The organism is Pseudomonas sp. MD195_PC81_125 (assembly GCF_014060985.1).
In the GTDB taxonomy this organism is placed as follows: Bacteria; Pseudomonadota; Gammaproteobacteria; order Pseudomonadales; family Pseudomonadaceae; genus Aquipseudomonas; species Aquipseudomonas parakoreensis.
Window position 1 is genome coordinate 1 of the sequence record NZ_JABULD010000145.1, and the last position, 9,422, is coordinate 9,422.

Below are 9,422 nucleotides of genomic sequence, written 5' to 3' on the forward strand. Positions count from 1 at the left end.
CGCTTCTTGCATCGGCGGGGTCTGGATCGAGCTTATTGCTGCAGGTCGATCGGCGCACTCGAGACAATCGGTGCCGAGGTGTTCGGCGTGCCGATTTCGGTTGGCAGACCGTCTTCAGCCGCCACCACATCACGCACCACATCCCAGTTCACGCGCAGATTGTTGGTCACGTCTTCGCGCTTGAGCATCGCGTTGATCACCGCGGTGTGCTTGTCGACTACCGACGGATTGCCCTTGTCGTCGATTGGCGTGTGCGCTTCCAGATAGACCTTGCCGCCACTGCTGCCGAACTTGTACGCGTCATTGAGGATACGCACCGAAGTGCCGACCGGCACCATGGCCGCCATTTCCAGCACGTTGTTGTTGAACATGCGGAAGCAGCCGTGGCTGGTGCGCATGCCGATGCCGAACTTCTTGTTCGAGCCGTGGATCAGGTAGCCCGGAGTGCCCAGGGTGAACTTGAACGGGCCCAGCGGATTGTCAGGACCGGCCGGCACCACGTTCGGCAGCGGATCACCATCGGCAGCGTGCTCGGCCTTGATCGACGCAGGAGGGGTCCAGGTCGGGTTCGGCGTCTTGGCGGTGATCGAGGTATGCGCGATTGGCGAACCCCACCCTTCACGGCCGATACCCAGCGGGAAGGTGTACACCACGTTCCGGCCTTTCGGGTAGTAGTAGAGACGGTATTCGGCGAGGTTGATCACGATGCCCTCGCGCGGCCCCGGCGGCAGAATGAACCGCGTAGGCAGAACGATTTCAGTACCCGCGCCCGGCAGCCAGGCATCGACACCCGGGTTGGCCGCGACCATTTCCGAATAGCCCAGGTCGTACTTGGTTCCCAGGTCAGCGAAAGTGTCTTCGTACTTGGCCTTGATCACCTGCACCTGGCCGATGATGTCCTCACCAGGCGGAGGCAGGGGAAACTCCAATGCAGCAACGGGACCGGCCACACACAGGGCGGCAAGTGACAGGCAGCGGGTGACGGCAGGAAAGCGCGGCAACATCCGGAAAATCCTTCGCATGATCAACAAGGGGTATAAGGGCGCGATTGTACACCGCGCCTCGGGAATTCGGGGAGATGCGCCGATGGGCAGCCAGAAGTCTTCATGCAGGCGCTGCCGCAGACTGCGATCTGTTGGTCCTAGAGCTCGAAACGCAACTCAGGCCAGATCGGCGAGGTGCCGCGTTTTTGTGACTCGAGAATCGCCCGGCACAACGAACACAGTCGCTGATCCTGGAACACCCGGCGATCCACACTCGACCAGCGCGGTTGCGCCGGCAACAGACTGCCGCACAACGTGCGGTCGGCCGAGCCACCGAGTTCGAGCTGACGGGTCACCAGATGCACCCGCACTTCCTGGCAGGCGAACAGATCCAGCTGTTCGTCAGGCTCGATCAGTTGGTAGGCAAACAGGGACCAGGCAGGACGCGGCATCGGGGGCTCCAAATAAGGGGGCGCCACATTAGCCGAAAGCCTGCCACTAGAAAAGCCTCATAACAGCGGTTTTAGCGTCGGCCAGACATTTTCCAGCAACTTGCCCTGAGCCCCGACTGCCGGGTGCAGACCATCGGCCTGCATCAGCTCGGGATGCCCGCCCACGCCTTCGAGGAAAAACGGCACCAGCGGGATGTTTTTTCTCGTCCGCAAGTTTGCCGTAGACCTCGGCAAAGGCATCGGTGTAACGCTTGCCGTAGTTGGGCGGCAATTGCATGCCGAGCAGGAGCACCTTGGCACCGGTCTGGCGCGAGCGGTCGATCATTGCCGCAAGGTTTTGTTGCAATTGCGTTGGCGGCATTCCGCGCAGGCCGTCATTGCCGCCCAATTCGAGGATCACCAGTTCCGGCTTATGCTCTGCAAGCAGCGCCGGCAGGCGCGCCTGGCCTCCGGCACTGGTGTCACCGCTGATGGAGGCATTGACCACTTTGTCGTCAAAACCTTCAGCCTTGAGCCGTTGCTCGAGCAGCGATACCCACCCCAGGCGGGTATCCAGTCCGAAACCGGCGCTGATACTATCGCCAACGATCAGGACAGTACCCGCCGCTGCGTTCTGGGCCATGCACATCAAGGCCAGGCCAGCACTCAAAAACCACACACGCATCGGATTCTCCATGGGCGCAAGCATTCTCACCGCGAAGAACCTCAGCAAAGTGGTTCCCAGCGCGGAAGGTGAACTGACTATCCTGCACGAACTCAGCCTGGAACTGAACCAGGGCGACAGCCTGGCCATCGTCGGCGCGTCCGGTTCCGGCAAATCCACCCTGCTCGGCCTGCTCGCCGGTCTCGATTTGCCGAGCAGCGGCGAAGTCATTCTCGCCGGCCAGGGCCTGAGCAGTCTCGACGAGGACCAGCGCGCGCGCATCCGTGCCGAGCACGTAGGCTTCGTCTTTCAGTCGTTCCAGTTGCTCGACAGCCTCAACGCCCTGGAAAACGTCATGCTGCCGCTGGAACTCGATGGCCGCAAGGACGCCCGTGAGCGCGCCACTGAATTGTTGCAGCGCGTCGGCCTCGGCCAGCGCCTGACGCACTCGCCGCGCCAGCTCTCCGGCGGCGAACAGCAGCGCGTGGCGATTGCCCGCGCCTTCGCTGCCGAGCCCGACGTGCTGTTCGCCGACGAACCCACCGGCAACCTCGACAGCCACACCGGCGAGCGCATCAGCGACTTGCTGTTCGAACTGAACAAGGAACGCGGCACCACGCTGGTACTGGTGACCCACGACGAACGCCTGGCCCATCGCTGCCGGCGCCTGATTCGACTTGAAGCCGGGCTGCTGGTCGCCCCTCTGGAGCCTTGATGGCACGTCTGCCGCTCTTGCGTCTGTTCAGTCTCGCCCTTCGCCAATTGCTGCGCGATGCTCGCGCCGGCGAACTTCGCGTGTTGTTCTTCGCCCTGCTGGTGGCGGTGGCCGCGAGTACCGCCATCGGCTACTTCGGCGCCCGTCTCAACGGCGCGATGATGCTGCGCGCCACCGAGTTCCTTGGCGCCGACCTGGTCCTCGAAGGCAGTTCGCCGGCCCGCGACGAACAGATTCGCAGCGGCACCGAGCTGCGTTTGAATCAAGCACGGGTCGTGGAGTTTTCCAGTGTCGTCGCCACCGACAACGGCATTCAGTTATCGAGCATCAAAGCCGTCGACCGCGCTTATCCACTGCGCGGCGAACTGAAAAGTGCCCCGGCGCCGTTTGCCGCCGAGACAACCGGCGGCGAACCGCAACCCGGTGAAGCGTGGGTCGAGGCACGTTTGCTGACCGCCCTGGATCTGAAAATCGGCGACAGCATCGACGTCGGCATGAAAACGCTGAAACTGACCCGCGTGCTGACCTACGAACCGGATCGCGCCGGCAATTTCTACAGCTTGACGCCTCGGGTGATGATCAACCTCGACGACCTTGCCGCCACCGGCGTGGTACAGCCCGGCAGCCGCGTCAGCTACCGCGAGCTGTGGCGCGGCGAACCGCAGGCGCTGGAAACCTATCGGCAATTGCTCAAACCGGGCCTGGCAGCCAATCAGCGCATTCAGGATGCGCGCGACGGCAACCGGCAGATTGGCGGCGCACTGGGCAAGGCCGAGCGCTACCTGAACATGGCGAGTCTGGTCGCGGTATTGCTGGCCGGCGTGGCCGTGGCGCTGTCTGCAAACCGCTTTGCCAGTCGTCGCTTCGACGCCAGTGCCTTGCTGCGCTGCCTCGGTTTGTCGCGTCGAGAAACCATGCTGTTGTTCAGTATTCAACTGAGCGTACTGGGTTTGTTCGCCGCCCTCAGTGGCGCGGTGCTTGGCTGGCTGGCACAACTGGGGCTGTTTGCCCTGCTGCATGATCTGCTGCCGGCAGATGTCCCGCCGGGCGGCCTGTTTCCGGCAATGGCCGGCATCGGTACGGGACTGGTCGCACTGGCCGGTTTCGCCCTGCCACCGCTTGCCGCGCTGGGTCGGGTGCCTCCACTGCGCGTGCTGCGCCGTGACATGCTGCCGATTCCGTCGAGTACCTGGATGGTCTACGGCGCGGCACTGGGCGCACTGGGTCTGATCATGTGGCGCCTGAGTCTGGATCTGTTGCTGACTTTCGCCCTGCTGGGCGGCGGTGTAATCGCGGCGCTGGTATTGGGTGGTTTGCTGTTGTTGCTGCTCAACAGCCTGCGACGGATGCTCGCCCGTGCGCCGCTGCCGTGGCGCCTCGGTCTGGGGCAGTTGTTGCGTCATCCGCTGGCGGCGGCCGGGCAAGCGCTGGCGTTCGGTCTGATCCTGTTGTCGATGGCATTGATCGCTCTGCTGCGCGGCGAGCTGCTCGACACCTGGCAAAACCAGTTGCCGAAAAACGCACCGAATTACTTTGCCCTGAACATCCTGCCCGCGGACAAACAAGCCTTCACCGACCACCTGATCAAAGTCTCGGCTCAAGCGGCACCGTTATACCCAGTGGTGCCAGGACGGCTGATCAGCATCAACGGCGAACCGGTGCAGCAGATCGTCAGCAAGGATTCCGCCGGCGACCGTGCAGTGCAACGCGACTTGAGCCTGACCTGGGCCGCCGACTTGCCGGCCGGCAACACGCTCACCGCCGGTGTGTGGTGGACCGGGCAACCCTCGGAAGACATACCGGGCGTGTCGGTGGAAGGCAAAGTCGCCGAAAGCCTCAAGCTCAAACTCGGCGATCGCATGGTGTTCAGCGTGGGCGGGGTCAATCGTGAAGCCAGGGTCACCAGTCTGCGCGAAATCAATTGGGACAACTTTCAGCCGAACTTCTTCATGATCTTCCAGCCCGGCACCCTGAGGGATCTGCCGGCGACTTACCTGACCAGTTTCTATCTGGCACCTGGTCACGATCAGCAGATTGTCGAGCTGTCACGAGCATTCCCGGCGGTGACCATCCTTCAGGTCGAAGCTCTGCTGGAACAACTGCGCAGCATCCTCGCCCAGGTCACCCTGGCGGTGGAGTATGTATTGTTGTTTGTGCTGGCGGCGGGGATGGCGGTGCTGTTCTCTGGCTTGCAGGCCACGCTGGACGAGCGCATTCGCCAAGGCGCGTTGTTACGCGCACTGGGCGCGCAACGGCAGTTGCTGGTCAAGGCGCGGCGTATCGAGTTCGGTCTGCTCGGCGCGGTCAGCGGTTTGCTGGCGGCCATCGGTTCGGAAGTGGTGAGTCTGGTGTTGTATCGCTTTGCCTTCGATCTGCCATGGCATCCGCATCCATGGCTGCTGGTGCTGCCATTAATTGGCGCCGCACTGATTGGCGGTGCCGGGGTGTTCGGCACGCGTCGAGCACTGAATGCGAGTCCGCTGACAGTCTTGCGCGAGGGTTGATAGACTCCAGCCTTCGTCACCAGAAGAAGTTGCCATGAGCCGTTATCGCCCTCCCCGCACCGCCGGCACCGCGCTGATCACCCCTGAAGGTGAAGCGCGGATGCGCGCCGAATTCCATGAACTGTGGCATGTGCGCCGCCCGCAAGTGACGCAGGCAGTCAGCGAGGCAGCGGCGCAGGGTGATCGTTCGGAAAACGCCGAGTACACCTACGGCAAGAAAATGCTGCGCGAGATCGACAGCCGCGTGCGTTTTCTCACCAAGCGACTCGAAGCACTGAAGGTCGTCAGCGAAAAACCCAGCGATCCGAACAAGGTGTACTTCGGTGCCTGGGTGACCATCGAGGACGAAGACGGCAAGCAGTCGCGCTACCGTATCGTCGGCCCGGATGAACTGGATCTGAAACTGGGTCTGATCAGCATTGACTCACCGCTGGCTCGTGCCTTGATCGGCAAGGCGCTGGACGCCGAGGTTCGGGTGCAGACGCCAACCGGTGAGCAGTTTGTCTATATCGTGGCGATCGAGTATCCGTAACGCTCAGCGGCGCGTGATCAGTCCCTGCCGCGCAACGCGGGTCAGTTGCTTGATCATTTCTGGCGCGTCTTCAGCGCTCGGCGCCTGAATCACGGCGAGGTCAAAACTGTCACTGGCAAAGCGCGCCAGCGACTCGCCGTCTTCAACGAACTGGATCAGGAACGCGGCAGGACCGCCGCTGCGACGTGGCCAGCCATCCAGATAACGCAACAGCGTCGGCTGGTGTTTGCCGCCAAGCAGGATTTTTGGATTGCGTTGGGTGATATGTGCCGTGATCGGCGCGGGACGTGCTGGAGGGCGTAGTGCATTCATCGTGTCGTGTCTCTGCCTCAAAAGTCTGCATGGCAGGTGAGAGGCAACACCGAACCAGCGCTTTAGCGGTATTTCGAAGCCCTGTTCCGGCTTCTGACGGCAACTGTCTGAGTCACCTGGCGCCCCGCAAGTAGCTGTTTAAATCGGCGCATGTGCAACATCCTAGAGAACGTGACCGATGAGTGTCAAGAATCAGCCACAACAAAAAAAAGGCCCGCACAATGCGGGCCTTTTGCTTGATCCAGAGCGCTCAACCGGCGATGGCGCGATCCACCGACAGCTTGCCGGCGCCCTCGATCATCACCGCGAGGCTGCCACCGAGCAGCGCCAGGGCAAACTCGTAACCGTTGTTGGCCATGAACAGACCATTGCTGATGTGCACGGTGAAGATCGCCACCAGCGACAGGAAGGTCAGGCCCAGCGCCGCCGGGCGCACCAGCAGGCCGATGATCAACGCCAGACCGGCAAAAAACTCAGTACCGCCGGCCAATGTGGCCATCAGGTAACCCGGGTGCAGACCGATGCTGTCCATGTACTGCGCGGTGCCCGCCAGACCGTAACCGCCAAACAGACCAAAGAGTTTTTGCGAACCGTGGGCGGCGAAGATCACGCCGACCGCGATACGCAGAATGGTCAGGCCGTAACCGGCGCGGGTGAACAGAACCTTGTTGATCAGTGAGCTCATGGGGCATTCCTTGTTTTGCGAGAAGTGTGTTGGGATTGGCCGCTATATTAATCAGTTAAATTCATGTTAAAAGCGCAATTATTCCGCCATAACAATCAAATTATTTGATCATTTACGTGAGGCGACTTTCTGTTCCCGGGGCTCCAGTGACTCCCGCTCCCGGTCGAACGCCAGGTAGTACTTGTTCACGCTATTAACATAGCTGACGGGGCCCATGCCCACCTGCTCCATGGCGATGCGCTCGACCTGAAAAAACCACTGGTTGGGATTCAGCCCGCGCCGCCGAGCCTCGGCGCGCATGCCTTGCACCCGTTCCGGACCGATGTTGTAAGCGGCCAGGGTGAACGCCATGCGCTCGCGCTCATTGAGTTTCGGACTGTTGAAAAACTTGCGACGGATCATCGCCAGATACTTGGCCCCGGCCTGCACATTCGCATCGAGATTCTGGATGTTGTTCACACCGACCCGCTGTGCCGCGGACGGGGTGATCTGCATCAACCCGGTCGGGCCGCTGCCGCTGCGGGCGCCGGGTTGCAGGGCCGACTCCTTGAAGGCCAGCGCCGCCAGGTTCAGCCAGTCCATGTTCTGCGCATCGGCGTGTTTTTGCAGCGTCGGGCGCAGTTTTTCCAGACGCTGACGGTCAGCCTTGGCCAACGGATAGTGCACTTGGTAGAGGCGCCGATAGATCCGCAGAAATTCGGCATCCTCGTTCGCCGGTTTCTTGTAGCCGCCGAGGAAGCGATCAATGCTCGCCCGCAGCATCGAGGCATCACGACGCACGAACCAGTACTCCTCACCCGGTTCACTGATCATCAATTGCCGGTCGAAACGCAACTTGGGCAGGACCTTGCCCCAGCGCTCGGCGATCGGTTGCTCAACGATAGTCAGGTGGAAGATTCCGCCCTGCACCATCTCCAGCACGTCCTCGACCGCCAGCGTCGGATCGACCCATTCGATCTTGATCGGCGCCAGTTTGTGCAGCGCCAGTTTCTGATTGAGCTGGCTGACCGCGTCCCCCGCCGCACTGCCGGTGGGCAAGGCCAGGGTCTTGCCGGAAAGCTGCTCGACCTTGGTGTAACGGCGCTCGCCCTTGATCCCGACCAGCACCAGCGGCACGTTGCTGGCGATCGGCTCGCTGCTGGCCACCGCGTGGCCGGGTTGCAGATCAAGCAGCTCGCCGGGCGCCACCAGATCACCTTCGCCGCGTTGCAACGCGCCGAGCAGTTGATCCTTGGCTTTGGGAATGATCTTGAGAGTGACTTCCTGGCCGTCGCGGGCGTGGCCATTGAGGTATTGCTCGAAGGCGCGCAGGCGATGGTATTCGACACCGATGGCCTGGCCCTGGACTTCTCCGGAGCTGTTGCGACTCTGGTTGACCAGCACTCGCAATACGCGGCTGCTGCGTATCTCCGACAGGTCTCGGACCTTGGCGGCCGGCACGGCTTGCTGTGGCCCGGGCAAGCGCGCAACCGCCGTTATCGGCAATAGCAGCGACGCACACAACAGGAGCAAAACCGAGGGACGATGCATCCACTCTCCGGAAAGAATACGGGGCGTTTTTTAACCGCTGAACGGTCGAAATCGCCGACGAAAACAGAGCGCCTGGAGCGCTGGCAAAGTGCGAGAGACTGGCACAGTGATGGCTTATCCGCCAACCCGGGCTCTGTCACGGCATCAAAAGACAGCTATAACTCTTTGTAGTTCTTGGCTTTTCTTATAAATCTACAGCTCTGGTATGCTTTCCGGCCTTCGGCCCGAGGTAGAACCATGCAACTCATCGATATCGGCGTCAACCTGACCAACCCCGGTTTTGCTGAAAAACATCAGGCCGTGCTCGACCGCGCCTACGCCGCCGGGGTCTGCCAACTGGTGCTGACCGGCACCAGCGTCGAAGGTAGCGAACAGGCGCTGGAGCTATGCCGGCAACTGGATGACGGTGGCCAACAGCTGTTCGCCACCGCCGGCATTCACCCGCATTCGGCCAGTGACTGGAATGCTGACAGCGCGCGCCGGTTGCGCAGTCTGCTGCACGAGCCAAACGTGGTCGCCGTGGGTGAATGCGGGCTGGATTTCAACCGTGATTTCTCGCCGCGCCCGCAACAGGAAAAAGTCCTCGAAGAACATCTGGCGCTGGCGGTAGAACTGCAATTGCCGGTGTTTCTCCACGAACGCGATGCCAGCCAGCGTCTGCTGGAAATCCTCCGGGACTTTCGTGATCAACTGCCCGCCGCTGTGGTGCACTGCTTTACCGGCGAGCAGAAAGCCTTGTTCAGTTACCTGGATCTGGATCTGCACATCGGCATCACCGGCTGGATCTGCGACGAGCGCCGCGGCACGCACCTGCACTCGCTGGTCAAGGAGATCAAACGCGGACGACTGATGCTCGAAAGCGACGCGCCGTACCTGCTGCCCCGCACCCTGCGGCCAAAGCCGAAGAACGGCCGCAATGAGCCGGCGTATCTGACCGAAGTATTGCGCGAAGTGGCGTTGCACCGAGGCGAAAGCGAGGAAGACCTGGCGGCGCACACCACCGCGTGTGCCCGTGCGTTCTTCAACCTTCCCGCCCTTCCCTGACACACCGAAATTCTCCTGTGGG

Annotated in this window: 9 protein-coding genes and 1 pseudogene; 4 read left to right on the plus strand and 6 right to left on the minus strand. The window is 61.7% G+C overall.

Features of this window, described 5'->3' with window-relative positions; translation table 11 throughout:
* Nucleotides 1-32: 32 nt before the first annotated feature.
* The 3 genes and pseudogenes from HT737_RS06540 to HT737_RS06550 all read right to left on the minus strand — a co-directional run bounded on the left by HT737_RS06540 (nt 33) and on the right by HT737_RS06550 (nt 2,099).
* On the minus strand, nt 33-1,004 hold the full coding sequence (locus HT737_RS06540; RefSeq protein WP_041069516.1) for a L,D-transpeptidase family protein: 972 nt from the start codon (nt 1,002-1,004) through the stop codon (nt 33-35).
* A 137-nt stretch (nt 1,005-1,141) separates the two neighbouring features.
* Nucleotides 1,142-1,435: a hypothetical protein gene (locus HT737_RS06545; protein WP_003226812.1), complete on the minus strand. Its 294-nt coding sequence runs from the start codon at nt 1,433-1,435 to the stop codon at nt 1,142-1,144.
* 57 nt (nt 1,436-1,492) lie between these two features.
* A pseudogene (locus tag HT737_RS06550) lies at nt 1,493-2,099 on the minus strand (arylesterase).
* A 10-nt stretch (nt 2,100-2,109) separates the two neighbouring features.
* On the opposite strand from HT737_RS06550, the gene HT737_RS06555 reads away from it, so the two are divergent.
* The 3 genes from HT737_RS06555 to greB are packed head-to-tail and all read left to right on the plus strand — an operon-like array spanning nt 2,110 to nt 5,829.
* Nucleotides 2,110-2,793 carry an ABC transporter ATP-binding protein gene (locus HT737_RS06555; RefSeq protein WP_041069503.1) on the plus strand — a complete coding sequence of 228 codons (684 nt, stop codon included), beginning with the start codon at nt 2,110-2,112 and terminating at the stop codon, nt 2,791-2,793.
* Nucleotides 2,793-5,297, plus strand: coding sequence for an ABC transporter permease (locus HT737_RS06560; RefSeq protein ID WP_182401907.1), 2,505 nt, complete (start codon nt 2,793-2,795; stop codon nt 5,295-5,297). Before HT737_RS06555 ends, HT737_RS06560 begins: the two co-directional genes overlap by 1 nt.
* A 34-nt stretch (nt 5,298-5,331) precedes the next feature.
* A complete protein-coding gene (gene greB / locus HT737_RS06565) occupies nt 5,332-5,829 on the plus strand; it encodes a transcription elongation factor GreB (protein ID WP_016770885.1) in 498 nt (165 codons plus the stop codon).
* 3 nt (nt 5,830-5,832) lie between these two features.
* Here greB and HT737_RS06570 read toward each other — a convergent pair whose 3' ends face one another.
* From HT737_RS06570 to HT737_RS06580, 3 genes are all read right to left on the minus strand, one after another.
* Nucleotides 5,833-6,141, minus strand: a complete 309-nt coding sequence (locus tag HT737_RS06570) for a hypothetical protein (RefSeq protein WP_003226820.1) — start codon at nt 6,139-6,141, stop codon at nt 5,833-5,835.
* A 250-nt stretch (nt 6,142-6,391) separates the two neighbouring features.
* Nucleotides 6,392-6,826, minus strand: coding sequence for a DoxX family protein (locus HT737_RS06575; protein WP_007964771.1), 435 nt, complete (start codon nt 6,824-6,826; stop codon nt 6,392-6,394).
* Nucleotides 6,827-6,934: 108 nt separating this feature from the next.
* Nucleotides 6,935-8,356 carry a transglycosylase SLT domain-containing protein gene (locus HT737_RS06580; protein WP_182401909.1) on the minus strand — a complete coding sequence of 474 codons (1,422 nt, stop codon included), beginning with the start codon at nt 8,354-8,356 and terminating at the stop codon, nt 6,935-6,937.
* A 237-nt stretch (nt 8,357-8,593) separates the two neighbouring features.
* Here HT737_RS06580 and HT737_RS06585 point away from each other — a divergent pair, with 237 nt between their 5' ends.
* Nucleotides 8,594-9,400: a TatD family hydrolase gene (locus HT737_RS06585; protein ID WP_047295491.1), complete on the plus strand. Its 807-nt coding sequence runs from the start codon at nt 8,594-8,596 to the stop codon at nt 9,398-9,400.
* Nucleotides 9,401-9,422 lie beyond the last annotated feature (22 nt).